Annotated in this window: 1 protein-coding gene; it reads right to left on the reverse strand. The window is 47.6% G+C overall.

The window, feature by feature from the left end; genetic code table 11:
* The coding region (locus AAEY75_RS17390) for a DNA/RNA nuclease SfsA (RefSeq protein ID WP_352260443.1) at positions 1-225 on the reverse strand (225 nt) is incomplete at its 3' end.
* Positions 226-231: the final 6 nt, after the last annotated feature.

Here is a 231-nt window from a genome sequence, read left to right on the forward strand (position 1 = left end):
GGTGATAAGGCTTCCCTGAGATGAACATTGTGTCTTATATGCTAGCACTTCAACGCCATTTGATACTGCTTGTTGAAGTAAGTCTGCGTACTGAGGGTCAATATGTCGTGCGGGTCTAACACTTGTTATGCCACTGTGTTGTACCACAAACAATAATATCGCACGATGTCCTAATGCCACCATGTGGCTCAGCTCCCGCAGATGCTTTTGTCCTCGCGTGGTCACGGCATC

The sequence above is a fragment of the Psychrobacter sp. TB55-MNA-CIBAN-0194 genome (assembly GCF_040309505.1).
GTDB lineage: Bacteria > Pseudomonadota > Gammaproteobacteria > Pseudomonadales > Moraxellaceae > Psychrobacter > Psychrobacter fozii.